23 protein-coding genes and 3 tRNA genes are annotated in these 22,991 nt (G+C 38.4%); 16 read left to right on the forward strand and 10 right to left on the reverse strand.

The genetic code is table 11. The features are described 5' to 3' along the window. Positions 1-39 precede the first annotated feature (39 nt). Entirely contained in the window at positions 40-1,116 is a 1,077-nt protein-coding gene (locus E7303_RS01100; RefSeq protein WP_292143451.1) for an AAA family ATPase, read from the forward strand. 84 nt (positions 1,117-1,200) lie between these two features. Here E7303_RS01100 and E7303_RS01105 read toward each other — a convergent pair whose 3' ends face one another. Continuing rightward, positions 1,201-1,821 carry an ECF transporter S component gene (locus E7303_RS01105; RefSeq protein WP_292143452.1) on the reverse strand — a complete coding sequence of 207 codons (621 nt, stop codon included), beginning with the start codon at positions 1,819-1,821 and terminating at the stop codon, positions 1,201-1,203. 88 nt (positions 1,822-1,909) lie between these two features. On the opposite strand from E7303_RS01105, the gene pdxR reads away from it, so the two are divergent. The 3 genes from pdxR to E7303_RS01120 all read left to right on the forward strand — a co-directional run bounded on the left by pdxR (position 1,910) and on the right by E7303_RS01120 (position 3,778). Next, complete coding sequence (gene pdxR, locus E7303_RS01110; protein WP_292143453.1) at positions 1,910-2,977, forward strand: MocR-like pyridoxine biosynthesis transcription factor PdxR; 1,068 nt, start codon at positions 1,910-1,912, stop codon at positions 2,975-2,977. A gap of 92 nt (positions 2,978-3,069) precedes the next feature. Then, on the forward strand, positions 3,070-3,600 hold the full coding sequence (locus E7303_RS01115; RefSeq protein ID WP_292143454.1) for a hypothetical protein: 531 nt from the start codon (positions 3,070-3,072) through the stop codon (positions 3,598-3,600). Beyond that, positions 3,587-3,778 (forward strand): helix-turn-helix transcriptional regulator, encoded by a 192-nt coding sequence (locus E7303_RS01120; protein ID WP_022772280.1) that lies wholly within the window; start codon positions 3,587-3,589, stop codon positions 3,776-3,778. The genes E7303_RS01115 and E7303_RS01120 overlap by 14 nt, the downstream gene beginning before the upstream one ends. 68 nt (positions 3,779-3,846) lie before the next feature. Here E7303_RS01120 and E7303_RS01125 read toward each other — a convergent pair whose 3' ends face one another. Together E7303_RS01125 and E7303_RS01130 are read right to left on the reverse strand one after the other, a co-directional pair. After that, a complete protein-coding gene (locus E7303_RS01125) occupies positions 3,847-4,704 on the reverse strand; it encodes a CPBP family intramembrane glutamic endopeptidase (protein WP_292143455.1) in 858 nt (285 codons plus the stop codon). Between the two features lie 97 nt (positions 4,705-4,801). Beyond that, a complete protein-coding gene (locus tag E7303_RS01130) occupies positions 4,802-4,987 on the reverse strand; it encodes a hypothetical protein (RefSeq protein WP_292143456.1) in 186 nt (61 codons plus the stop codon). A gap of 331 nt (positions 4,988-5,318) precedes the next feature. Between E7303_RS01130 and E7303_RS01135 the strand changes: the two genes are divergently transcribed. From E7303_RS01135 to E7303_RS01145, 3 genes are read left to right on the forward strand one after another with little or no spacing between them, the layout of a single operon-like run. After that, positions 5,319-5,879, forward strand: a complete 561-nt coding sequence (locus E7303_RS01135) for an RNA polymerase sigma factor (RefSeq protein ID WP_292143457.1) — start codon at positions 5,319-5,321, stop codon at positions 5,877-5,879. Continuing rightward, entirely contained in the window at positions 5,876-6,400 is a 525-nt protein-coding gene (locus E7303_RS01140) for a hypothetical protein (RefSeq protein WP_292143458.1), read from the forward strand. The genes E7303_RS01135 and E7303_RS01140 overlap by 4 nt, the downstream gene beginning before the upstream one ends. 17 nt (positions 6,401-6,417) lie before the next feature. Further along, the gene (locus E7303_RS01145; RefSeq protein ID WP_292143459.1) at positions 6,418-7,728 is read left to right on the forward strand and encodes a serpin family protein; all 1,311 of its coding nucleotides are present in this window, start codon (positions 6,418-6,420) and stop codon (positions 7,726-7,728) included. A 45-nt stretch (positions 7,729-7,773) separates the two neighbouring features. Here the strand turns inward: E7303_RS01145 and E7303_RS01150 are convergent. Both E7303_RS01150 and E7303_RS01155 read right to left on the reverse strand, forming a co-directional pair. Next, positions 7,774-7,847 (reverse strand) — tRNA-Pro (locus tag E7303_RS01150). A 36-nt stretch (positions 7,848-7,883) separates the two neighbouring features. Further along, positions 7,884-7,956, reverse strand: a tRNA-Gly gene (locus tag E7303_RS01155). 101 nt (positions 7,957-8,057) lie between these two features. Here E7303_RS01155 and E7303_RS01160 point away from each other — a divergent pair. From E7303_RS01160 to E7303_RS01170, 3 genes are all read left to right on the forward strand, one after another. Further along, positions 8,058-9,293: a class I SAM-dependent rRNA methyltransferase gene (locus E7303_RS01160; protein WP_292143460.1), complete on the forward strand. Its 1,236-nt coding sequence runs from the start codon at positions 8,058-8,060 to the stop codon at positions 9,291-9,293. A gap of 61 nt (positions 9,294-9,354) precedes the next feature. Then, positions 9,355-11,625 (forward strand): glycoside hydrolase family 3 C-terminal domain-containing protein, encoded by a 2,271-nt coding sequence (locus E7303_RS01165; protein ID WP_292143461.1) that lies wholly within the window; start codon positions 9,355-9,357, stop codon positions 11,623-11,625. Between the two features lie 101 nt (positions 11,626-11,726). Continuing rightward, positions 11,727-11,799, forward strand: a tRNA-Gly gene (locus E7303_RS01170). Between the two features lie 730 nt (positions 11,800-12,529). On the opposite strand, the gene E7303_RS01175 is transcribed toward E7303_RS01170, so the two are convergent. Next, positions 12,530-13,063: a hypothetical protein gene (locus E7303_RS01175; RefSeq protein ID WP_292143462.1), complete on the reverse strand. Its 534-nt coding sequence runs from the start codon at positions 13,061-13,063 to the stop codon at positions 12,530-12,532. Between the two features lie 457 nt (positions 13,064-13,520). Further along, positions 13,521-14,741, reverse strand: coding sequence for a MerR family transcriptional regulator (locus E7303_RS01180; RefSeq protein ID WP_292143463.1), 1,221 nt, complete (start codon positions 14,739-14,741; stop codon positions 13,521-13,523). A 138-nt stretch (positions 14,742-14,879) separates the two neighbouring features. Here E7303_RS01180 and E7303_RS01185 point away from each other — a divergent pair, with 138 nt between their 5' ends. The 4 genes from E7303_RS01185 (at position 14,880) to E7303_RS01200 (ending at position 19,165) form a co-directional block, all read left to right on the forward strand. After that, entirely contained in the window at positions 14,880-15,512 is a 633-nt protein-coding gene (locus E7303_RS01185; protein ID WP_292143464.1) for an HDOD domain-containing protein, read from the forward strand. Between the two features lie 85 nt (positions 15,513-15,597). Continuing rightward, positions 15,598-16,140, forward strand: a complete 543-nt coding sequence (locus E7303_RS01190) for an NUDIX hydrolase (protein WP_292143465.1) — start codon at positions 15,598-15,600, stop codon at positions 16,138-16,140. A 165-nt stretch (positions 16,141-16,305) separates the two neighbouring features. Continuing rightward, positions 16,306-17,247 carry an Abi family protein gene (locus tag E7303_RS01195; protein WP_292143466.1) on the forward strand — a complete coding sequence of 314 codons (942 nt, stop codon included), beginning with the start codon at positions 16,306-16,308 and terminating at the stop codon, positions 17,245-17,247. 292 nt (positions 17,248-17,539) lie between these two features. Further along, a complete protein-coding gene (locus tag E7303_RS01200) occupies positions 17,540-19,165 on the forward strand; it encodes a sigma-70 family RNA polymerase sigma factor (protein ID WP_292143467.1) in 1,626 nt (541 codons plus the stop codon). 225 nt (positions 19,166-19,390) lie between these two features. Here E7303_RS01200 and E7303_RS01205 read toward each other — a convergent pair whose 3' ends face one another. Next, entirely contained in the window at positions 19,391-19,831 is a 441-nt protein-coding gene (locus E7303_RS01205) for a GNAT family N-acetyltransferase (RefSeq protein ID WP_292143468.1), read from the reverse strand. A 279-nt stretch (positions 19,832-20,110) separates the two neighbouring features. Here E7303_RS01205 and E7303_RS01210 point away from each other — a divergent pair, with 279 nt between their 5' ends. Then, positions 20,111-20,932, forward strand: coding sequence for a helix-turn-helix domain-containing protein (locus tag E7303_RS01210; protein WP_292143469.1), 822 nt, complete (start codon positions 20,111-20,113; stop codon positions 20,930-20,932). A 183-nt stretch (positions 20,933-21,115) separates the two neighbouring features. Here E7303_RS01210 and E7303_RS01215 read toward each other — a convergent pair whose 3' ends face one another. Next, positions 21,116-21,577, reverse strand: a complete 462-nt coding sequence (locus E7303_RS01215; RefSeq protein ID WP_074888022.1) for an RpiB/LacA/LacB family sugar-phosphate isomerase — start codon at positions 21,575-21,577, stop codon at positions 21,116-21,118. A gap of 20 nt (positions 21,578-21,597) precedes the next feature. Further along, positions 21,598-22,305, reverse strand: a complete 708-nt coding sequence (locus E7303_RS01220; RefSeq protein ID WP_292143470.1) for a YoaK family protein — start codon at positions 22,303-22,305, stop codon at positions 21,598-21,600. 164 nt (positions 22,306-22,469) lie between these two features. On the opposite strand from E7303_RS01220, the gene E7303_RS01225 reads away from it, so the two are divergent. Then, entirely contained in the window at positions 22,470-22,940 is a 471-nt protein-coding gene (locus E7303_RS01225) for a GAF domain-containing protein (RefSeq protein WP_292143471.1), read from the forward strand. Positions 22,941-22,991: the final 51 nt, after the last annotated feature.

A 22,991-nucleotide genomic window follows, 5' to 3' on the forward strand; every position in this document is an offset into this window, starting at 1 on the left:
CGCTTTTCTTTTTGTAAAAAACGTGTTAGGGGTAAAATAATGGATAGAGATTTGTTAGGGAGTATGTATAACGACTTTTTTACCAGTATTCCGAAAACAACTGATGTAAAAAAGCCTGAGGTTAAGAGCGAGGCAGATGCTGTAAAACAGGCAAGAGATGCCATAGATGAGGCAAAAGAGCTGGTAAAGTCCGGGCCTACAGTTGAGAAAAGTGAGGAAGAAAAGCCAGCAGAGCCTGAAACAGATCCAATGGAGGATTTAGACAAGCTGATCGGCCTTGATACAATAAAGGACGATGTAAAAGAGCTGACTTCTTTCGTTAAGGTTCAAAAGGCCAGAAAGGAACAGGGACTTAAATCTGTTCCGGTTTCACTTCACCTTGTTTTTACCGGAAATCCCGGAACAGGTAAAACTACTGTAGCAAGAATTATAGCAAGGATTTATAAACAGATAGGAGTTCTTTCAAAAGGCCAGCTTGTTGAGGTTGACAGATCAGGCCTTGTTGCCGGATATGTTGGACAGACTGCCATAAAGACTCAGGAGCAGATAAAAAAGGCAATGGGAGGAGTTCTTTTTATTGATGAAGCGTATTCCCTTGCTCAGAAAGATGATGCATTTGGCCAGGAGGCAATAGATACAATACTTAAGGCAATGGAAGATAACAGAGATGATTTTGTTGTCATTGTTGCCGGATATACAGGGCCTATGAAGAAGTTCATCGACAGCAATCCTGGACTTAAGTCCAGATTCAATAAATACATTGAATTCCCGGATTATAACATAGATGAGCTTGAGAAAATCTTCTACATGAATTGTGAAAAATACGATTACACTGTGGAAGAGGATGCAAAGCATCAGATAAGGGCGCTTATTACTGCAAAGAAGATCGAGAATATCGACAATTTTGCTAATGCTAGAGAGGTCAGAAATCTTTTCGAAGAGATAATAACCAATCAGGCCAGAAGAGTTGCAACACTGGAGAATCCTTCAAGTGAAGATATGATGAAGATTGTGCTTGAAGATCTCAGTGATAAGGTTGAAGAAGTTAAGGAGCCTGATGAGGCTGAAAGGGTAGAAAAAGCAGAAGATAATAATGAAGCAGCAAAGGCTGATTAAAATGAAGAAGGCTCAGGGGAGTGACACCCTGAGCCTTCTTGCATAATTAAAGATAGAACCGAAGAGTTTTTATTTGAACTTTTATTAAGCGTTTTTTTCATGAAGTGATGTGGATTCAACTTCTCCGAAGAGGCCAAGCTTGTAGAGTGCCGGGCGAAGTGCAATGTAGGCAACTACTGCGATTGCTGAGTTTATTACGGCATTTATGATAGTTGTGTAAGTTGTTACTGCTACAAGGGCCTTGATGGCAGAAGCAGCTTTTTCTGCATCAGGAGTTAAAAGTGTGAACCATACATATTTTAGTGAAGGCTCAAAAATGCAGTTAAATCCAAGTGCAGCAACAGCTGAAATAATTGACCATTTTACAATGTATGTCTTTGGATGATTATGTGAAATGTTAGCAATCTTATGAGCAACGAGACCTGCGATAAGACCAATAACAAGCTTGCAGATAAATGTTCTGGGAGCTGACTGGGCATATCCACCGAGGATATCAGCAAGTGATAGTCCGATTGCACCGGCGATTCCGCCATAAGGGCCACCAAGTAAAAGTGCCCCGAGGACTACAAATGCATTTCCTACATGAATCTTGGTTCCGGCAGCGTTGATTGCAGGGAAAATAGCATAACCAACATAGCAAAGGGCTGCCATGAGGCCTGAATAGGTTATCTTGAGTAAAGTCTGATTCTTTTCACGATTGTTCATAATATTACTCCTCCGTGTTGTTTTTTCATACTGTGTAATATAACATTAAGGTGGTACTATTAAAATTACCAAAAATGGAGAAAATTATATGACCAGATATATAGAAATCTATGAAGATGTCAGGAAAAAAATAGTATCAGGTGTTTATGCTTATAATACAAAACTTCCGTCAAAACGTGTAACTGCGGAGAACTATGGAGTAAGCGTGATCACAGTTGAGCATGCTTATGAGCTGCTGGTTGAAGAGGGCTATATTATAACCAGGGAAAAAAGCGGGTATTTTGTAAGCTATAGGGAAAATGAGTATTTTTATGGTAATAAATCAGAGCAGCCAATTAGAAAAGTAAGCAGTTTTAAAGTGGCCGAGAAGGCAGAAGAGATTTCTTTTAACATATATGCCAAGACCGCCCGAAGAGTGCTGTCAGAATACGGGGAAGAGATCAAGGTAAGGCCTGACGCTTATGGCTGCGAAAACTTAAGAATGGCCATATCGGATTATCTTGCCAAAAACAGGGGGATAGAGGCAGATTATAGAAGAATTGTCATAGGCTCCGGAGCCGAATATTTGTATGGCCTCATAGTAAGAGCTTTGGGGAGAGAAAAGATTTTTGCTATTGAGGATCCTTCGTATCACAAAATCCGCGATGTGTATGAGGCGGAGGGAATACAGACTGAGCGGCTTTTGCTGGGGCCGGACGGAATTGAAAGTGAGTATCTGTGGGGTAGCAGCGCAGAGGTTCTTCATGTTACACCCTATCGAAGCTTTCCCACCGGAGTTACAGCTTCTGCTGCAAAAAAATCTGAGTATATCAATTGGAGTCAGAAGAAAAACGGAATTATTATTGAGGATGATTTTGAATCAGAGTTTTCAGAGAGCAGAAAGCCTGAAGAGACGCTATATTCAAGGGATGACAGTGGAAGAGTTATCTATGTTAATACTTTTAGCAGAACCATCGGCTCTTTTATGAGAACTGCCTATATGGTAATTCCTGAGAGGCTTGAAGAGCAGTTTAGAGACAAAATTGGTTTTTACTCCTGTACTGTACCTGCCCTTGAACAGTATATTCTTGCTGAACTCATTGAAAATGGGGACTTTGTGAGGCATATCAACAGAGTCAGAAGAAAAAGAAGAGAAAATCATAATGACAAAATGTAAAATATAATTGACATTATGCTATCGCAAGTGTATTATGTAACTATCAGCTGACAAAGTAGTTTATAAATTTGATTCTTTTTTGGAGGTTAGTTATGAGTAGTTATTCATTGGGAGTAATAGTTGGAATTGCAGTTACATTTGCGATTTTACTGATATCATTTTTTCTTAGGAAAAAGTATCATGCAGGAGAGGAGCACTACGACGAAAGGCAGATACTTATAAGAGGCAAGGGCTATAAGATAAGCTTCATGACAGTTGTCTGTATAAATGTATTTTATTCTCTTTTCTTCTATGGGATAACAAAAGAGTTTGTTTCTCCACAGTTTGTGGTACTTGCATCTGCATACATCGGTATAGTTGTTTACACATTGTACTGCATATTTAACGATGCATATCTGCAGGTTGGCCAGAAGGCAAAAACATGGATAATAGTTCTGCTTATAGTTACTATAAGCAATGCATACTGTGCAATAGTAAGTCTTGATCGCGGCTTTAATGATGCAGGTTTTGCAACAAGTTTTTCATTTAATACTTTGTTTGCAGTTTCTTTTGCGATAGTTCTTGTTGGTATAGCGATCAAGTATTTATTGGATAAGAGAGGTGCTGCGGATGAAGAATCTTAAGATGAAAGCTGCCCGCGCCGGCAAGGATCTATCCCAGCAGCAACTTGCCGACCTGTGCGGGGTATCAAGGCAGACGATCAATGCCATAGAAAAGGGGGACTACAATCCCACAATCAGCCTTTGTATTGCTATATGCAAGGCTCTTGATAAAACACTTGATGAATTGTTCTGGGAGTAACAAAAGAAGGTGGATACATTTGCTTACCAAAAAGCGGATTTGAGAAATTCTCAAATCCGCTTTTTTCTTTAAGTTGACTCATTGGGCTGGTTCCATTTTCTATTCCAGGTTTCCATAACTTCGTCCCATACAGCCGGGCGCAATATAAAATATGCAATTACAAGTTCAACTACAGAAAGAACAAGATTTAGAACTATATCTGAAGTTTTTAGAGCGCCATCCAGTATTCCTTCTGATACCAGATCAACATTCATGAAAGCATATATATCGTTAATTGTATGAGCGATAATTGATGGTAAAAGACTTCCACTTCGAAGGAAAAGTGCCGCGAACATGATGCCTGAACAGGTTGCGCTAACTACTTGTAAAATAGAAGAATCTATTCTTGCGCCTGCTAATATGTTTGCAGCATGTACCAGGCCGAATATTAATCCTGTTGCTATGACTACCCATGGTATTAGAGATTTCTTTTTTATCTGTCTCATCAGGTATGAAGCAGGAAGTCCTCTGAATATAGTTTCTTCAACAGTTCCTGCGACACAGGCCATAAGGACAGAGTGCAATGTGGGAGGTGCAAAGTTTGTTTTAAGAATGAGGGAAGTTATAACATCCGGTAAAAGCCATATTATAACTATGATAAAACCAATAATGATCCATCTGCCAAGATTAACTGTTTTAAGAGTGCCCTCATACTCGGGATAGAACCATCTTTTATAAATACATAGTGTAATGAAAGCACCAACTATTAAACCAATATAATTAATATCTTCTGTTGGTAATGGAATGATTCTTTTTAGTACGATAGAAGCTATCGATGCAACAACATTACTTATGATCGCGCCCCAAAGCATAAGCCCTATTGTTCCAATAAGCCAATGCTTATCGAGAATTTTATGATTTATGATTTTCTTTTCTTTTGTTCTCATGCCTGCTCTTACCTCCGTGATTGTTATTCTATATAAATATTAACATAATAATGAACAATAATTGAAGATATAGCTAGGTGATAAAAGAAAGCTTAAATCAAAAATCTGCCTTTATCTTATCTAGAAGTCTTCTCTTTTCCTCAAAAAGAGCTGCAACATCCGCACCTTCAGTGATATTCCATTCTTCTTCCAGATATTTAATCTGTAGTTCGACATACTTAATGGCATCCTCAAATTTTCCAAGTATTTCATAAATTCTTGCCTGTGCCTGAAGATGATCCATACATATATGTTCCTTGTGATTAGTTACATATATTTCCTCAGCCTTGTGTGATTTTTGAAGAAACGAAGCTTCATTTCAGTTCTTACATGAACAATTGTAAAGTATTGTACTGTTACGCACAATGACGCAGTTTTCAAGTATATACAACCGGAGGTTGGAGGTAAGATTTTTCCAAATCCAATCGGAAAATGCATAATAAAATAATTGGAATACGATTCAGGACATTAAAACATATCACTCGAAATAATATTTTTTCAAAAAATGTAACCATGCTATGATTAATGTCGCTATATAAGGTGAAGGCCTTAAAAAGAAAGAGAGGATCATCTTCATGGATGACTCACAGATTGTAGAGCTCTACTTATCAAGAGATGAATCAGCTATAACGCAGACATCTCAGAAATACGGAACCAAACTTAAAAGAATAGCCCAGAACGTACTATCAGATGCAGAAACTTCCAAGGAATGCGAAAACGATGCATACCTCCAGACTTGGAATCTGATACCGCCCAACGAGCCAAGGACGTATCTTTTTTCATTTGTCGGAAAGATTGTCAGGCATCTAGCTATAGACAGGCTTCGTCATGAGAACAGGCAAAAGAGATCTGCCCTGTACTGCGAGCTTACTGACGAGATGCAGGAGTGTATCCCGGGGAATATTGATGTTTCGCAGGAATTCGATGCAAAGGAGCTTTCGGAGACCATAAACAAGTTTTTGGAAGCATGCCCGGAGGAGCAACGAAATATTTTTGTCAGAAGATACTGGTACTTTGATTCCGTAACTGAGATATGTGCAAAATACTCTCTTCCCCAGAGTAAAGTAAAGACCACGCTTTTCAGGATGAGGGAAAAACTTAAGAAGCATCTCGCAGACGGAGGATTCACTGTATGAACGAACATGATCTATTAGATGCCATCGGCGGCATTAATCCCAAGTACATAAAAAACGCTGACAAAGCAGTTTCAAAGCATAGTAAAATAGCACGTTTTCGTAGTTACTATCTTGCTGTGGCAGGTCTTTTGCTTATGGTTGTGGCAGGAATTGTGATCAGAAACAATCATGTAACTACTGTATATGAGTCTGTAGATGAAACAGAAGAAATCACAACATTGGAGGCTATTCCTGAGGAAAGTGAAGAAGCTGTAATTACAGAGACTGATGACTCCGACTATCCTGCAATGTTAATGTACGGGGGAGCACTTTACAAAGACTCCGGCGAAGAGTATATCGGCGAAATCTTAGACGATGACTTACTTAAGGTCACATCATATACGGATGGCGAACCTTCAGATGATGGACAGCAGAACTTTGACAGGTCAGCAGAGACAGAATTCTTTGTACTTAATGAGGATGCGATAGTAGTGCACATTGATCCCAATGAAGGAGTATGGAGAGTATTCGTAAGACAGTAATGACAAGGGAGAACATTATGAAAAGAATAATATCAGCTTTAATATCAATATTACTAGTTACCGGCGTTATTTTGGGATGTGGGAATACGGAAAAACCGGGAAATACACAGATAACGTCCAAGAAAGATGAAAGCTCAAATACAGATGTGAGCACAACTGATGTTTCAGAGGTTACGGTTTCGGAGATTAAGGATGTGGATATAAACATGGATTTTAACAGTTCGCTTATAGATTTTATCGAGAAAACCGGCTTTGAAGACAAGAACTACATGATATCCCCGACTTCCTTTAGAGCAGCTCTGTCTCTTGCTGTGGCAGGCGCCGATAATGAGACAAAAGATGAACTTTTGAATGTTATGGGATTTAGCAGCATGGATGAGCTGACCGCATGGTACAAAAGTGTATCAGAATCGGTGGATACATATGATGAATGGTTAAAGTCAGCCAGAAAAGATTTTAACAAATACAAGGATTATTACGGTGATGATGCCAAGGAGCCGGAAGGAGCTTTTAATTTGGAAAACTCCATCTGGAGAAATACAAAATCCAGCGGAGAGTTGTCCGTGAAATATATGAAATATGTGAGAGATACTTTCGGAGCAACTGCTGAAAATGTCTCTGAAGACGAGATTACAGATACAGTAAATGGCTGGATCAACGAAAACACCAATGGTCTAATCCCATACATCAGTAACGACCTGTCATATGCCGATCTTATTTTGGTAAATACGCTGTATCTACGCACCTACTGGGTAAATGATTTCTATGAATATGCTACGGAAGAAGGCGATTTTAAAACTATTTCCGGAGAAACAGTAAAAAAAGATTTCATGAATCAGGAAAACAAGTTCAAGTATTATGAGGATGAGAAAGGAAAGTTTGTAGTCCTTCCAATGAATGGTGGCATAAATGCTGTATTTATCATTGGTGAAGTGGATGATGTTATAGCCAGGATGGCTGAAGCAGATTCTCAGCAGGTTCAAGTTAAGCTTCCGAAATTTGAATCAGAGACAGCGCTGTCAGAAAATCAGCTAATAGATTTCTGCAAAGCCCATGGGGCTGAGGCAGCATTTACATCTGATGCAGACTTCTCAATAATGAGCGACGAGATGCAACTTTTTATTTCTGATATTATTCAGAAAACTAAGATCAAGGTGGACGAGAAAGGTATTGAAGCCGCAGCTGCTACAGCAGTTATGGTGACTGAAGCTTGTGCTCTTGAAGAGCCCGAAGTAAAAGAGTTCGTAGCAGATGAACCGTTTAAATATATGATTCTCACAGACAGCGAGAATCCGGAGCTTCTTTTTTACGGACAGCTTGTAGAGTAAATTAGTAAAGGCTGAGCTTTTGACGGCTCAGCCTTTATTTCTGAATCGAGGCGACAAGATTCGAACTTGCGGCCTCTGCGTCCCGAACGCAGCGCTCTACCAAACTGAGCCACGCCTCGATAATAAAAAACCCAGATAATAAATCTGGGTAGTAGAGCGATAGACGGGGCTCGAACCCGCGGTCTCGACCTTGGCAAGGTCGCGCGTTACCAACTACGCCACTATCGCATTCATATGAGTGTCACATCTGTGACAACGAATTGATTTTAGAATAAATTTAGTGTATTGTCAACATATAATTCAAATTTTTATTTTATAGAGGAATTAAAATGTCAGAAATAAGTAATTCAAGTGCTGTAGCAATATTAAAGAAGGGCCAGGGCCGCGAGCTTAAAAAGGGAGGTCTCTGGGTTTATGACAATGAAATAGATAAAGTTGAAGGCTCTTTTGAAAATGGAGATATTATAGAGCTTCATGATTTCGATGGATATTTCATGGGGTATGGTTTCATCAATGTTAAGTCCAAGATCAGGATCAGAATGATGTCACGCAGAAAAGAGAATCCTGTTACCAAGGAACTCATTGAAAAGAGAATCCGTGATGCCTGGGAGTATAGAAAAGCTGTACTTGCGACCAACGAGCCGATAAATGAGCTTTCATGCAGACTTATTTTTGGTGAGGCAGATTTTTTGCCCGGAATAACAATTGATAAATTCTCAGATGTTCTTGTAATAGAGTCACTTGCTCTTGGAACAGACAGGATGAAAGAGCTCATAATTGATCTTTGTAAAAAAGTTTTGAAAGAAGATGGCATTGAGATTAAGGGCGTCTATGAGAGAAGTGATGCCAAGGTAAGAGAACTTGAGGGACTTGAGAGAACTAAAGGCTTTATCGGAAAAGAGTTCGATACAAAGGTCATCATTACAGAGAATGGTGTTAAGTACTACGTAGATGTGGAAAATGGTCAGAAGACCGGATTTTTCCTTGATCAGAAGAACAATAGAAAAGCTATTGCATCTTTTTGTAAGGGTAAAAAAGTTTTGGACTGCTTTACTCACACAGGATCTTTTGCACTTAACTGCGCGGCAGCAGGCGCTGAATCTGTGCTTGGTGTAGACGCTTCCGACCTTGGCTGCAAGCAGGCTGAAGAAAACGCAGCTCTTAATGGCCTTGAAAACATCGCAAAATTTCAGTGCGCAGACGTGTTTGAACTTTTACCGGATCTCGAGAAAAAGGGAGAGCTCTTTGATGTTGTGATCCTTGATCCTCCGGCTTTTACAAAGTCCAGAGCGTCAATAAAAAAAGCAGCTACAGGATATAAAGAGATAAATATGCGTGGAATGAAGCTCGTTAAAAACGGCGGATTTTTGGCCACATGTTCATGCTCACATTTTATGGATGAAGAGTTGTTCCTTAAGACAATTGCTGATGCAGCCCATGATGCTCATAAGAGAATAAAGCAGGTTGAGTTCAGGCAGCAGGCAGCTGACCACCCGATTTTGGTTGGCGGAACTTCATCTTATTATTTGAAATTCGTGATATATCAGGTCTGTGATGAGATGTAACAGCGTCTTTTATACTTGACTGTTGATAAAGTGTAGTTCCTACATTTAGGAGGGTAATAAAATGCCTAATTCAATAAAAAATATTATCAAGGACATGACAATAGAGGAAAAGGCTAGTCTGTGTTCAGGAGCCGATTTTTGGCATACTAAGGCAGTGGAACGTTTAGGAGTTCCTGCAATCATGGTATCCGATGGACCTCACGGTCTTCGCAAACAGGCAGAAGAAGCTGATCATCTTGGAATCAATGACAGTATCTCAGCTGTTTGTTTTCCTGCTGCTTGTGCAACGGCTGCAAGCTTCGACGTGGATCTTATCAGAGATATGGGAGAAACAATCGGCAATGAGTGCCAGGCTGAAAATGTAGGTGTCGTCCTTGGTCCTGCTGTTAATATCAAAAGAAGTCCACTGTGCGGACGTAATTTTGAATATTTTTCTGAAGATCCATTTTTAGCTGGGGAGATGGCTGCGTCATATATAAATGGCGTGCAGTCACAGGATGTAGGAACCAGTATCAAACATTTCGCAGTAAACAATCAGGAATATCGTAGAATGAGCACCTCAGCTGAGGTTTCCGAAAGGGCACTTCATGAGATTTATTTTCCTGCCTTTGAAATAGCAGTAAAAAAGTCTCAGCCCTGGACGGTTATGTGCAGTTATAACAAGATAAATGGCACATATGCTTCGGATAATAAATATCTTTTGACAGATGTTCTCAGAGATATGTGGGGCTTTGAAGGCTTTGTTATGACTGACTGGGGAGCTGTAGATGACAGAGTGCAGGGAATAAAGGCAGGTCTTGAGCTTGAGATGCCGGGACCCGGAACGCTCAACGATAAAAAAATCGTAGAAGCAGTAAAGAGCGGTGCTCTCGAAGAGGACAAGCTTGATGCAGCTGTGGAAAAGATATTGGAGATAGTCTACAGATTTGTGGATAACCATGGCAAACACGCTGACGCAGTATTTGACAGAGATAAAGATCATGACAAGGCTGTCAGGATTGCAGGTGAATGTGCAGTTCTTTTACAGAATAACGGAGTACTTCCTATTGCTGCAGACAAAAAGGTTGCCTACATCGGCGGATTTGCAAAAACACCAAGATACCAGGGCGGCGGTTCCAGTCATATAAATTCTTCAAAAGTAGTAAGTGCTCTTGATGAAGCGATTAAAAGAAATAGAAACGTTGAATTTGCTCCGGCATTTCCAATCGATGCAGACAGCATAACCGAAAAAGATCTGACAGATGCAATTGAACTGGCAAAATCTGTAGATGTTGCAGTTATATTTGCAGGTCTGCCTGACTATATAGAGTCTGAAGGGTATGACAGAGCAGATATGAAGCTTCCTTCTGCCCAGATAAAGCTTATTGAAGAGATAGCAAAAGTTCAGAAAAATACAGTGGTAGTACTTCATAACGGAAGTCCTATCGAAGCAGATTGGGCAGATAATGTGGGAGCAATCCTTGAAATGTACCTTGGTGGACAGGGAGTTGGTGAGGCTACAGACAAGCTTTTGTTTGGTGAGATAAGTCCAAGCGGACACCTTGCAGAGAGTTTCCCGTGTCATCTTGAGGATAACCCAAGTTATCTGAATTTCCCCGGTGATGGAAGAACAATTGATTACGCCGAGGGTGTTTATGTAGGATACAGATATTATGACACCAAGAAAGTGCCTGTCAGATGGGCATTTGGGCATGGTCTGTCCTATACAACATTTAAGATTGATAATCTGAAGCTTTCCAGCAGCACAATGACTGACAATTCTGAAATAGAAGTTTCTGTAGATGTAACAAATACAGGAAACATGGCAGGAAAAGAAGTTGTTCAGCTGTATGTGAGCGACCACACAGGTACTTCCGGCAGACCGGTAAAAGAGCTAAAGGGCTTTAAGAAAGTTTCTTTAAATCCGGGAGAAACAAAGACGGTTAGTATAACAATCGATAGTCGCAGCCTGGCTTACTGGAACAGTGATATGAAGGGATGGTATGCTCCTTCAGGAGATTATGAAATCCTGGTTGGAGATTCCAGCGACCATATTTTGTGCAGCGCTTCTGTGCAGAATGAAACAAAAGTACTGCCACCATTTAAGATTGATGGAGCAACTACAATAGAGGAACTGGCTACTGATCCGAGAACTGCAAAGGCCTATGAGAAGATGATGAACGAACTGTCCGAAGAATCCGGATTGTTTGCTGCAGCTACAGACAAAGAAAATCCTGATATGATGCTTGTTGAAATGATAAAAGGAATGCCGCTTAAGAGTCTTGCGAGCTTTGGCGTTGACATGGATCTGGAGACATTAGTGGCGACACTGCAAAGGGCTGCAGATCAATAAGAAGGAAATAATTTTCATATAATTTGTTAAAAAAATATTGACATCTATCGCATAATGCTTTAATATTATTTTTGCTGTCGCGAAAGCGACTTTACATATATGCGATAGTGGCGTAGTTGGTAACGCGCGACCTTGCCAAGGTCGAGACCGCGGGTTCGAGCCCCGTCTATCGCTCTAACCTTTAGATTCCGAAATGTCTAGTATTTATAGGCTTTTCGGAATTTTTTATTTGTCCAAAATTCACGATTCTTTTTTGTGTATGTGTGTGTATAGATTCATTTTGCCCATTTGCGTGACTATGATAAGATAATCCTTGACAATTTGAAACAGAACCTTATACAATCAAGATAACATAAAAAGCAGAAATGCTTTGACGGGGCGGTGCTACGGCAACGTCCTATTTTTATTGATTTATCATAGACAAACCGAAAAAAATGATATATATAAATCAAAGAAAACGAGGTACATGAGACCCCGTTCAGGTGATGAAAGTTATGGCCCCGCTGGAAAAGGGTGATAACAGGAGCCTTACTGAAGGGTTTGACATTCAGGCCACAATCCAGCTAGATAGTTTACTATCGAAAGAAAATGTCATCAAATCAGAGCCCATGCTTATGTATGGGCTCTGATTTATTTTCTTCTGTAGTTACTTAAGGCTATTATAATACTCACAAAGCAATTCTTGCGAGATTGGAATTGAATAATCTTTCATCTCTTCATATATCAAATCTGTAAGATTTAATATGCTCGTCCATAGATCCCTCGGATTTTCACTAAATACATATGTACTTCTAATGTTATCTTTGGCATCTTCTGGCAGATTATCCATTTCACGATTAAACGCGCTTTCTAACCTATGGCAATCCCCAAGCAAATCAATATACTGATTTCTGACAAATTCAAGTTATCCAATCGCTCGTAAAGTATTTCCTCGGTTAACAGCTACCGCTGCATGCATTAGATGAAGCCAAAAAGAATTCTGAATAGACTCCACGTCCTTCTTATACTTATCTCCAAATATCCTGTCGTCCATATACTCTCTGGATTGATTCATTTTATCCTCAACAGTACCTGATTTATCATAGATGACTTTAAAACCTGGTTTTATGGCTGCCGCATGCTGATAACCACCATATCCAATATCTATCTCTAAAAGATTTGCTAATACATAAACTTGTAGATGTCTTGCTTCATCCTGTCTAAACAAAGAAACATCATATTTTTCGCATATTCTTTGCTGCATAAAATCCATCACTTCCAACATGGAATTACCTGAATCAAGTGCTACCACAAAGTCCAGATCAGACTTTTCGTCATGATATCCTGCAGATCCAGATCCGACTTGAACCAGGGAAATTATTTTATTGCATTCTTTAGCAATTGATACGATATCATTAAAAGTATTTTGTCTATCCTTAACATTAAAAACATATCCCATTTTCAAAAGCTCCTTTATTCATAAAAATAGCCCCATCAAACTCTCGCTTGATGAGGCTTTAGATACATTATTAGTTGTATAACAATGATTATGTTCTATACAAAACTTCTTCCTCATCATACATAACAAAAACAGATCCCTGAACTGTATTCACGGATGTAGTAGTGACTGTCTCTGTTGTAGTGAGGCTGAATTTTATCATAGCTACTCGTTTCCTGAAAATTGTTAGTTGTAAGTATAATTGGCTGACATCTTTGTGTCAATCTGTATTTTTCTTTTCAGCATAAAAGACTATATAAATCATTAATTAAAAAGAGGACCAGATTTCTCCAATCCTCTCAAGTATGTGTCCGCAAACACATACCCCAATTCGTACTCATAGTATACACCAAGAATATGACAACCGAAATACAAATCGTAAATAAGAATAATTTTAGTAGTCTTCGAAGTGGTCTTTTTAATTAATTGCGATAAAGAGCCCGGCATCCTTGGTGATGTGGAATTCATGACTTACCTTTTTCATAATATAATTCTTAAATTCTGCATACCTGTTCAGAAGATAGTGGTTCTGATTACCGTGACACGAAAAAATATAATCTATTAGAGGACCAGCATCAGTAATGATTATTTCATCCTTGTATTTCTTTAGCTCCACTTCTCCAAATATGCCGCGCAATATATCAGCACCATTCTCCAAACCAAATATTTTGTATAAGTCATTGCTGGAAAGCACTATTCTATCATCAAATTCTTTTACCAGCTCTCTGATTTCTTTCATATGGTTACTGCTATATGTGCTGCAGACTAGTCTTCCGCCAGGCTTTAGCACTCTGCTTATTTCCTTACAGGCAAGTTGGACATCCTCACAATAAAAAAGGACGTGACCCGCAATTACTAGATCAAAAGAATTATCTTCAAATGGTATATCATTAAGATCAAATGCTTTGTAAGAAAATGATATGTTTCGTAGTTCTTTTGAATATGGTTTTTCAGCACTTTCTATATTTTGCTTTGCATCATGCAGTATACCTGCAGAGATATCTGAAAGAGTTATTTGTATATCTTTATATTTGTGCCTGGACAATTCGCTTATGTTCTCAGCCCATAATGCTCCATTACCGCAACCCAGCTCAAGAATATTCTTCCCGGAAGAGATATCACATTCCTGTAATACCCAATTAAACCATCTTTGTTTATTTGTAGAATATTTGTCATGAAGTTCTATCCTGGCAGAGATGTTGCTGGCATTTTGATATTGGCTCTTTAAGTTGTTCTCCATTGAAGTCATGTGAATCAGATCAAGCATCTGCTTCCAATCGGGAGTGGCAGAGCTTTCTATAGCTTTAATGGTGGCATTTACACCTGCCTCAACATTTTTCATTTCATCAATTCGCTCTGAAAGCAGCTTTTTCTGCATTTTTAGGGCATTTAGAATGAAATGATTATCAGTCTGACCGTTTGGTATTTCTTTTATCTCATCCAGAGAAAATCCCAGGTACTTTAAAAGCAATATCTGCTGTAGAATAGCAAAATCGTAATCTGTGTAAAATCTCGCACCTGATTCGGTTATATAAGATGGCGCAAGCAGACCCTTCTGGTCATAAAATCTTATAGTTCTTACAGATACGTGAGCCATTTTGGCAAATTGTCCGGATGAATAGTAGCCTTTTTTATTCATAAAGATTTCTCCATTTAGGCATTATAGTTAAAAAGTGCTTGAAGGTTACGTAACGTCACCTTTTATAATTTGATTATAGCATGATATAAGTTCAGTGCGCGCCTGAATATAGTAAAGATAAGATTGGAGGTATAACAGATGTTTCCAAGTGTCAAAGAAGCTTTGGAAGATTTAGAAATAGCAAGAAAACTAAATCCCGGACCATGGGTAGATCATTCCAAAAATGTTGGCATAGCAGCTCGTAACATTGCTGAAAAGATTCATGATATGGATTCAGAGAAAGCCTATATACTTGGACTCCTTCATGATATAGGCAGACGAGTAGGTATAGTAAATATTCCAAGGCATGTATATGAGGGATACAAATACTGCATGGAAAAAGGATGGGATGAGCCAGCCAGAATTTGCATGACACATTCCTATCTTCGCATGCAGAATGAGTTTAGCTACGAGCCCGAAACAGGACATGAGAAGGCTATCAAAGATTACATAATAAATTGTGGTGAGCCGAATGATTATGACAAGCTGATCCAGCTCTGTGATTCTCTTGCCGCAGATTATGGTTTTGTAATTCTGGAAAAAAGATTTGTTGATGTTACAAGACGATACGGAATTATGGAAGGCTACATAAAAGGCTGGGAGATTGCATTCAAGATAAAAGAAGATTTTGAAGTTCGTATGGGATGTTCTATATATGATGTTCTTCCGGATATAGGCAGAACTACACTTCTCTGTCCTAAACCTTGGAAACCACCGGTAAGCTGTAACTGAAATGAAGATTGTTGATGTGATAGATTGAGAAACCTGTGAAAGAATAAGTAGGATTCATAGGATAAAGTAAATCGGAAAGGACAATATGGAAAATATAATTATGCCTGAAAGGCTTGATAGAAAAGTAATATATGAAAGTGATTTTGTTTGTTTGTACGCTGACAAGGTAAAACTTCCAAGTGGCTATATTATTGAAAAGTACCATCAGGTGCATTATCCAAAGGAAGCTGTTTGTGTGACGATTTTTAATGAAAAAGATGAAGTGCTGCTTATTCGCCACAGAAGATATACTGTTGGAAGACTTGAATGGGAAATCCCAGCCGGTAAAATCGAAGAAGGCGAAAGCCCTGAAGAAGCTGCTAGAAGAGAATGTATTGAAGAAACCGGCTGTTCTTTGAAAGACGTAGGTTTTCTTTGTTCTCAAAATCCTGCCAATGGTATGTCAGACTGTATATGCCACTGCTTTGCGGCCAGAGTAGATATGGAAGGCTCACTATTCGATACTGATGAAGTTGCATATAAAAAATGGCTTCCGAAAGAACAAGTACTTGAGATGCTAAAAAATAATGAAACCAAGGACGGAGTTTCTATGTTGGGCTTATTATATGCATTTCAGTTTTATAAATAACTCTTTGTTTTATGAAGGCTTAAAAATTACGATATTGTAATTCAAGTTCTAAACTGATATTATAATATTAGTGATCAGGTCGCAGAAACTCGCGATGCCTGCGATCGGAAGAAGGACCCACGGGCCCTTCTTTTCTGTTTTTATAACACTTTTTAAGGACGACACATGAAACCAATAAAGCCTTTCCTTACTTACGCTCAGCAGATACAGCACCTGTCTACTAATAAAGGGCTAATTATAAAAGATGTTCAAGCTGCTGAAAAATCTCTCGAAAAAATATCATATTATGCTCTTATTGGCGGATATAAGGATCTGTTTTATGACAGAATGAGTCGCACTTATAAAAAAGGAACTACTTTTGATGATGTTCTTGTTCTTTACAATTTTGATGATGCATTAAGAGATTTGGTTTTCAAGTATATCAGAATCATTGAACAGGAGATGCGATCTCTCATTTCGTATCATTTTTGTGATACTTATTCTAATATTCAAAGCGCCTATTTGAATCCTGCTAACTACTACAATACCAAGCATAGCAAGGCAAGTATACCCAAGCTAATCAAAATATTGAATTATACTGCCAATACCGATACTGAGCATGAATATATTGTATATCAACGCAAAACATACGGTAACGTTCCTTTGTATGCATTGATGAAGACACTTACACTTGGCCAGACTTCAAAGATGTATTCACTATTGTCTCCCTCATTAAAATCGCGTATCAGTCAGCATTTTCAAGGCGTTAATCAATTGGATCTATCAATGTATCTTCGACTTTTAACGCACTTTAGAAACGTCTGTGCCCACAACGAGAGGCTTTTCAGCTATAAAGACAGATATGATATTCCTGATACAGTTTTGCATCAAAAGCTTGGGATTCCAATGCGAGGACAACAGTATATTCTTGGTAAAAAAGACTTATTTTCTGTAGTAATATCATTTAGATATTTGCTTTCAAATGAAGACTTTATAGCATTTAAAAAATCATTAAGTGCATTAATAGCTAAGACAGACAAGAGTTCACCAATATTATCAGAGAAAATACTTCTTGATTCTATGGGCTTCCCACCGAACTGGAAAATGATAACAAGGTACAAGAAGTGAGTTATAAGGCTCATTTCCTGTACCTTGTCATTTAATTAGCATATTGCATGTGGTTATTTACTACATTCATACAGACCAGCCAAAATGCATCTCTTCCGGAGAAGTAGTGGAATTATTCAGAGCAAAGAGCTTCTCTGAATAAAGATTTAAATTTTGTTGTGGTTAAGATTTTCAATAATATTCTTTGCACTTAATTGAATTTTTTTTATTTTTTCACCAACCTTTTTTATTTTTCTTACACTATATATCCGTACAGCGCTGGTACGGATAAATGATATGTTGGGGAATGAGTATGATCAAGGAAAAAGCAGACAAACTTATAATAGAATACTCTCCAAAAATCTACGGATTTGCAGTAAAGAAAGCATTTTCCCTTGAGGAATCGGAAGAACTTGCGGCAGAGATGGTAAAAGAAGTGTATTTATCATTACTTGAGGCTAATGAAGTATTCAACGTGGAAGGCTATGTCTGGCGTATTTGCGAGCATACATATGCAAAATATGTAAATACCGCAAAAAAGTACCGAGGCATTTCTTTGGACGGAATGGAGCTTCCATATTACGATAACTACAATCTCGGAGAAAAAGATGAAGATCTCAAGAAACTCCGCCAGGAGATTGGCTTTCTTTCTGAAAAAAGACGACAGATCATTTATTCATTTTATTACGAAGGAAAATCTATTCAGAAAATAGCAGCTGAAGAGAATCTTTCGGAAGGAACAGTAAAATGGCATCTGAATAAAGCCAGAAATGATTTGAAGGAGAATTTTTCTATGGAAAGAAAAGTAGGAAGCTTGGGAATTGCACCAATCGAAGCTATGAGTATTAATCACAATGGACACCCGGGGAGTAAAGGTGGGCCGGATGTTTATTTGAATGATAAGATTAACCTTAACATTGTATATAGTGTCTATGATAGCCCCAAAACCAAGGAAGGAATTGCCGAAGAAATGGGCATGACACCGGTTTATCTCGAAGACAGAATTGCTGTACTTGAAAAAAACGGGTTCTTGGTAGAAACAAGCGGGAAAAGGTATACCACATACGTAAAGTTCACTCCAAAGGAGCGCAGTCTGGAGCAGGAAGAAGAGATACTAAAGTGCAAGATAAAAGTTGCAGATAGTTTACTAAAAAACTATGTTCCTAAGGTAAAGGAAGCAATAAAAAAGATTACAGATGTGTATATTCCCGATGGCAACCCGGAGCTTTTTGAAGCTACATGCATATTTTATGCCATTACTAATAAATGCAATCTGTCTATTGAAAGGAACGTAGCTCCATATCTTGTAAAAACGCTTGATGGTGGAGAATACTATGTTACTGTAAATCTTAAGCCGGAGATTATTGATCCTGACTTTAAACCAACCATAGAAGAAAGTACCAGAGATTACACTGCCTGTGGTTCAATGATGCGAAATGCATGGAAGTACCCTGCAGTCCAATCATGGTCAAACGACAGCAGATTTTCCAGTCGTAAAGGGATGTGGCAAAACAACCTCAATACGGATTACGATGCCATAGATGAAGTAATCTGCGGGGACATCGAGGATAACAAGGCAAATGAAGAAAAGTTCAAGCGTCTTCGTGAGAGAGGTTTTATAACAGATGATGGCAAACTAAATGTGTTGGTTGTCAAGAAATCCATGGAAGAGTTTGATGCATTAATCCCTTCTCCAGATAAGGATCAGCTTGATGAGTTTGCAAAGATTGCTATAGAGCAGGCTGTTATGCTTGCAAAGAATTATCCGCCGCAGATGCAGGACTTCATAGTATTTGAATTTGTAAAATGGTATGTTGATAATACTATTGCTATGATTGTACTGGATAAATTATATGATTCCGGCGAGTACAAACCTCTTACTCAATCAGAAAAGGCAACAGCAAATCTGATTGTATTCTCAGATAGACTTCCTCAGTAAATACAGCTCCAAAGTCAACGTACCTGGCTTGATTTGGATGTTCCCGAGGATATCAATGCTAAATATGTTGCTATAACAAGAGACGACTATCAAGACAAGTGATGATTAAAGGAAGGTGTACATCTGTGCATCTTCCTTTTCTGCTAAATGTGTGTATAAGTGTGTGTATAACAAGGTAGACAACTTGGAAATCCGCATGTTTCCTTTTTTATTTGTGACGAGAGCTCAATTCAAAAATTTTCCCATCATTACAAAATTTTTTGTCTCATAATAAGAAAGTTTTGAATAAAAGTGTTTGTGCATCTCATCATTTACACTATTTAGCTCTATGATAGAAGCACCATTCTTTTGAACCATATGTTCTAGTTCCTTTAAAAAATCTGTTCCATAACCTTTTCCTTGAAAGCCCTTAAATATAACAATTTCTTCAAGGAAGTATCCCCTTACGTCATCGAATTCTTTGAAATATCCCATTAAATAGCCTGTTATATTATTATTGGCATCAAGCTGGACCATACACATGGAATCTTCCGTTGTTAATACCTGATGAATTCTCTTATACGCTTTTTCAAATGTCCAGCAGCAATCTTCAACGGCGTTATAGTATTCAATGTTCTTTTCGACAACATAATTTAGATCTTTTTCTGTCATTATTCTGTAATTCATAAGTTATTTACTTCCCTTTAGATAAAAAAAGAATGGATATACCATTCTTAATCCCGCTAATGGAATATTTGGATTCAGGCATTACCCTTGCCTTCCTACGGTCTAATTAAAAGATAACACTATTTTGTTTGATTTTCATTATATTTTTTTTTAAATACATCTGCGTGTCCTGATTTGTTTCGTGGTCCACTTGAAATCCACTAAGCAATACAGCAATAATAATATTGACCTTATACTTAACTATAATGATAAAACGGTTTCAGAAAGGAGATGCGTGATATGACTATAAAGGAGTTTTCTAAGCTGTGTGGATGCAACCCTCAGACTATAAGATACTATGATCGCATGAATCTGCTGAAACCGGTTAAGGTAGATGAATGGACTGGATATCGTTATTATGATGAGGAGCAGGCGATTGATTATTTAAAGATTAAAAATTTGCAGTCTGTTGGATTTACAATTGATGAAATAAAAGAACTTCTTAGCGCAGATGATGAAACTATCTATGATGCATTTTCCCAAAAGATTAGTAAACAGGAAAAGCTACTTCAAAGAATGAAAGAAATCCGTCAGTCATATCAGCGCGAAATAAAAGACATGAGACAGAAATTAGAAATTATAAGAGATCAGGTTCGGAAGCAAATGGAAGGATATGATCCTTCAGAAGAGTTTGAAATTGATAAGGAATCATATAGCCAGATGATAGATGGTGTTACAGACTTTTTTGAAAGCATGATCTCAAGAAGTGATGATAGTGATTATGACTATCAGGACTATGAAGATAGTGAAGATGGAGAAGAAGAGGACAATTTCCTGGATTTTTTAAATAATCCCGCTTACGAAATTGTTTATGAAAAACATGGATGGAATCATGTCAAAGAGTATTACAAGGAATTCTCCAAACTAGAAGATGGCCGAGAATATGCGCTTTTATTTAAAGTAGAGCCTGCAAAGGTTCATAATGTGGCATTTGCTAATACCATGCTTGGTATGCTACTTAAGGACAATCCAGGAAAAAAGAGAAATCTTGGATGTAATGTAATGCATTCAGATGATAATCAAAATCATTTTTGGCTGCTTAAAAGGAAATCACAAGAGTGAAAACTGTTGTTTTACCTAATAGTACATGCTAAATAGATTGTGTGACTAAGTGTGTGTATAGCCGGGGCGGACGGCTGGAAACCCGCATGTTTCCTCTCTTCTTTTCTTGATAAAATACTTCGAGCCCCGTCTATCGCTCTTGTAAGAAAAAACCTCAGACAATGTCTGAGGTTTTTTTGTTCTTTATTTTACAGGGACGCAGTGCTTGTCGTTTATGTCGCAGACTTTCTGAACTCTTCTTCTGTATTTTTCCTCCATGAGAGGATCAGTTGACAGCCATGTCTTAACGATTTCCATGGACATAAGGCCGCCGATGATCTTAGCTCCGAGGCACAGGATGTTAGAATCTGTGTGCTCTCTTGCGAGCTTGGCGCAAAGAGGATCCTGACAAACTGCTGCGTAGCATCCGCTTATTTTATTGGCGATAAGAGCGCTGCCATAGCCTACTCCGTCGCAAAAAATACCTCGGTCGCATTCGCCTTTGGCAACTGCCAGGGCAGCAGGATAAACAAAGTCGGACAGATCACATGAGTTGTTATCGTAAGTGCCAAAGTCCTTAACTTCGTGTCCCTGAGAGATAAGGTATGCCTTTATCTCTTCTTTCATCTGTGTTCCAGCATGATCATTAGCCATTGCAATTTTCATAGTACTTACCTCATATAATTTTAAAATGCGTTATCTCCGGTCTTTCTGTCCAGATCCATTATAAGGAAGCAGACAAAAAGCAGTACCGCAGATGTCCATATTGTTACCTCACCAAATAATTGCGAAAAATTACCGCCGATGCCTGCTCCACAAGCAAAGGTAAAGACCACAGCCATATAATCAAAAGCTTTGAACAGATCTTTTTTATCTCTGTTTCTTAAAAAGGCTGCAAAAGCAGTGGTGCCACTTTTCATATTACCGATACACATGGTGCTGGCGTAAGGGTTTTTATGAACTTTTTGGAATGAATATAATTGTAATGCGCAGGCAAAAGAGATCATACAGCTTGCCAATGTATTAGTATTTTGTGGAAGAAAACCTACCACGATCATTATTGCGATTTCTGCAAGGACGATACCCTGTCTCCAGTGAAGCGCTTTTGCATTCTTATATTTGCTTTTCACAATATCAGCAATAAATATTCCGCTCACAAAAGAGAGAAGTGGGAAAAGATATTTAAGACCTCTGGCTAAGTGTCCTTCCATAAGATAAGTGCTCATTAGTACGATGTTTCCTGTCTGTGCATTGGCAAAGACTTTATCACGAACTATATATGTATAAGCGTCTTGAAAACCTCCGCTGAAGGCTAATATAAGGTTTAAAAATAAAGAATTTGAGATTTGTTCCTGGTTGGTGATCCTGTTTTTGATCTTATTTCTGTTAATCATAGTGCTCCTCTATAATTCACTATTATAGCACTCATGTGAAAACTTTTGTTCCGGTCACCATTATTAATAGATTGTACACAAGACAAAATAATGATAGAATCGTGCTAATGAGCGGTGGGCACATACCTGCCCAGTATCGGATAATAGTAATAAGGAGCAGAGTTATGACAGATTACAAACTTTTAGCGCAGCAGATCAAAGTGCTGGCAGAGGATGAACCCAATTTTTTACCTGTTTTATCCAATGCGTCAGCATTATTATATGAAAACATGGAGGACCTTAACTGGGCGGGATTTTACCTTATGGATAAAGGATCTCTTTTGCTGGGACCATTCCAGGGAAAGGTAGCCTGCATCAGAATAGAGCTTGGAAAAGGCGTTTGCGGAACAGCAGCAGGAAATGATGAGACACAGCTTGTAAAAAATGTTCATGAGTTTGCGGGACATATTGCCTGTGATAGTGCATCAAATTCTGAAATCGTAGTACCGATCCACAAAGATGGAAAGGTAGTAGCCGTTCTTGATATAGACAGTCCAAGCCTTAGCAGATTTACAGAGGAAGATAAAACAGGTCTTGAGGGCTTTGTAAAAGCGCTTGAAGAAGTAGTGGATTTTAGTGGAATATCTTTTGAATAACAGTTTATAAACGTTTAATTGTCTGTTTATAATCATAAAATGCAGGAACAA

The organism is Butyrivibrio sp. (assembly GCF_015056685.1).
Lineage (GTDB): Bacteria > Bacillota > Clostridia > Lachnospirales > Lachnospiraceae > Butyrivibrio.

What these genes read in the sequence shown, in the direction of transcription:
- E7303_RS01100 (WP_292143451.1), top strand. Translation starts at nt 40, where the DNA reads ATGGATAGAGATTTGTTAGGGAGTATGTATAACGACTTTTTTACCAGT.
- E7303_RS01105 (WP_292143452.1), bottom strand. Translation starts at nt 1,821, where the DNA reads ATGAACAATCGTGAAAAGAATCAGACTTTACTCAAGATAACCTATTCA.
- pdxR (WP_292143453.1), top strand. Translation starts at nt 1,910, where the DNA reads ATGACCAGATATATAGAAATCTATGAAGATGTCAGGAAAAAAATAGTA.
- E7303_RS01115 (WP_292143454.1), top strand. Translation starts at nt 3,070, where the DNA reads ATGAGTAGTTATTCATTGGGAGTAATAGTTGGAATTGCAGTTACATTT.
- E7303_RS01120 (WP_022772280.1), top strand. Translation starts at nt 3,587, where the DNA reads ATGAAGAATCTTAAGATGAAAGCTGCCCGCGCCGGCAAGGATCTATCC.
- E7303_RS01125 (WP_292143455.1), bottom strand. Translation starts at nt 4,704, where the DNA reads ATGAGAACAAAAGAAAAGAAAATCATAAATCATAAAATTCTCGATAAG.
- E7303_RS01130 (WP_292143456.1), bottom strand. Translation starts at nt 4,987, where the DNA reads ATGGATCATCTTCAGGCACAGGCAAGAATTTATGAAATACTTGGAAAA.
- E7303_RS01135 (WP_292143457.1), top strand. Translation starts at nt 5,319, where the DNA reads ATGGATGACTCACAGATTGTAGAGCTCTACTTATCAAGAGATGAATCA.
- E7303_RS01140 (WP_292143458.1), top strand. Translation starts at nt 5,876, where the DNA reads ATGAACGAACATGATCTATTAGATGCCATCGGCGGCATTAATCCCAAG.
- E7303_RS01145 (WP_292143459.1), top strand. Translation starts at nt 6,418, where the DNA reads ATGAAAAGAATAATATCAGCTTTAATATCAATATTACTAGTTACCGGC.
- E7303_RS01160 (WP_292143460.1), top strand. Translation starts at nt 8,058, where the DNA reads ATGTCAGAAATAAGTAATTCAAGTGCTGTAGCAATATTAAAGAAGGGC.
- E7303_RS01165 (WP_292143461.1), top strand. Translation starts at nt 9,355, where the DNA reads ATGCCTAATTCAATAAAAAATATTATCAAGGACATGACAATAGAGGAA.
- E7303_RS01175 (WP_292143462.1), bottom strand. Translation starts at nt 13,063, where the DNA reads ATGGGATATGTTTTTAATGTTAAGGATAGACAAAATACTTTTAATGAT.
- E7303_RS01180 (WP_292143463.1), bottom strand. Translation starts at nt 14,741, where the DNA reads ATGAATAAAAAAGGCTACTATTCATCCGGACAATTTGCCAAAATGGCT.
- E7303_RS01185 (WP_292143464.1), top strand. Translation starts at nt 14,880, where the DNA reads ATGTTTCCAAGTGTCAAAGAAGCTTTGGAAGATTTAGAAATAGCAAGA.
- E7303_RS01190 (WP_292143465.1), top strand. Translation starts at nt 15,598, where the DNA reads ATGGAAAATATAATTATGCCTGAAAGGCTTGATAGAAAAGTAATATAT.
- E7303_RS01195 (WP_292143466.1), top strand. Translation starts at nt 16,306, where the DNA reads ATGAAACCAATAAAGCCTTTCCTTACTTACGCTCAGCAGATACAGCAC.
- E7303_RS01200 (WP_292143467.1), top strand. Translation starts at nt 17,540, where the DNA reads ATGATCAAGGAAAAAGCAGACAAACTTATAATAGAATACTCTCCAAAA.
- E7303_RS01205 (WP_292143468.1), bottom strand. Translation starts at nt 19,831, where the DNA reads ATGAATTACAGAATAATGACAGAAAAAGATCTAAATTATGTTGTCGAA.
- E7303_RS01210 (WP_292143469.1), top strand. Translation starts at nt 20,111, where the DNA reads ATGACTATAAAGGAGTTTTCTAAGCTGTGTGGATGCAACCCTCAGACT.
- E7303_RS01215 (WP_074888022.1), bottom strand. Translation starts at nt 21,577, where the DNA reads ATGAAAATTGCAATGGCTAATGATCATGCTGGAACACAGATGAAAGAA.
- E7303_RS01220 (WP_292143470.1), bottom strand. Translation starts at nt 22,305, where the DNA reads ATGATTAACAGAAATAAGATCAAAAACAGGATCACCAACCAGGAACAA.
- E7303_RS01225 (WP_292143471.1), top strand. Translation starts at nt 22,470, where the DNA reads ATGACAGATTACAAACTTTTAGCGCAGCAGATCAAAGTGCTGGCAGAG.